Genomic DNA, 1,136 nt, shown 5'->3' with positions numbered 1-1,136 from the left:
GGCGAGCGAGACGCCCCCGAGCCCGGCCGCCGTCGACCGCGAGGCCAGCCCCGAGCTGGCCGCCCGCCTGGCCACGCTCGGGCGCGAGCGGGGACTGACGCTGAGTACCGTCCTGCGGGCGGCCCACGCGGTCCTGCTGGCCCGGGCAGCCGGCCGCGACGACGTCGTGTTCGGGGCGGCGACCGCCGGCCGGCCGGCGGCGCTGACCGGGGTCGAGGCCATGATCGGCCTGTTCGTCACCACCATCCCGGTTCGGGCCACCGTGACCGCCGGGGGGACGTTCGCCGCGCTGATGGCCGAGCTCCAGGCGGCCCAGGGCCGGCTGTTCGCCCACGAGCACCTCGGCCTGGCCGACATCCAGGCGCTGGCCGGCCAGGGGGATGCCTTCGACACCCTGCTCGTCCTGGAGTCCTACCCGTTCGCGGCGGCCACGCTGATCCCGCCGGGCGGCCCAAGGCTGGCCGCCGTCGACGGCCACGACGCCACCCACTACGCGCTGACCATCCGGGTGATCCCCGGCGACCGGTTGCGGCTCACCTTTGGCTACCAGCGCGGCGTCCTCGACGACGCGACCGTCGCCGGCCTGGCCGACCGGATGCTCGCGCTGCTCGAGGAGATCGCCACCGATCCCGACCGGCCGATCGGCGCCGTCGCCGCCCTGCCCACGGCCGAGCGGAGCCGGGCCGCCCTCCTCCCGCCGCCGCCGGCACCTGGGTGGGGCGCCGGCGCCACCCTGCCCGAGCTGTTCGAGGCCCAGGCCCACCGGACCCCGGACGCGGTCGCGCTGCGCTGGCGCGACGCCGAGCTCACCTACGCCGAGCTGGACGCGCGGGCCAACCGGCTCGCCCGCCTGCTCGCGGGGCGGGGCGTCGGCCCGGAGTCGGTCGTGGCGGTCGCGCTGCCCAGGTCGGCCGACCTGGTCGTGACGTTGCTGGCCGTCCTCAAGGCCGGCGGCGCGTACCTGCCGGTCGATCCGGCCTACCCGGCCGACCGGATCGCGTTCATGCTGCGCGACGCCGCGCCGGTCTGCGCGGTGACCACCATCGAGACCCGCGCGGCGCTGCCGGCCCGGGCGAGCGTGCCCCTGATCGCGCTGGACGACCCGCTGGTCGGGGCGGCGCTGGCCGAAGCGCCGG

At 77.9% G+C, this 1,136-nt stretch carries 1 protein-coding gene; it reads left to right on the top strand.

Annotation, left to right across the window (positions count from 1 at the left end; genetic code table 11):
• Positions 1-1,136: AMP-binding protein (locus tag ACY45C_RS20015; RefSeq protein WP_462189102.1), on the top strand; the 1,136-nt coding region annotated here is incomplete at both ends.

This window comes from Frankia sp. CcWB2 (assembly GCF_977927585.1).
This window is presented reverse-complemented; position numbering and strand designations above follow the sequence as displayed.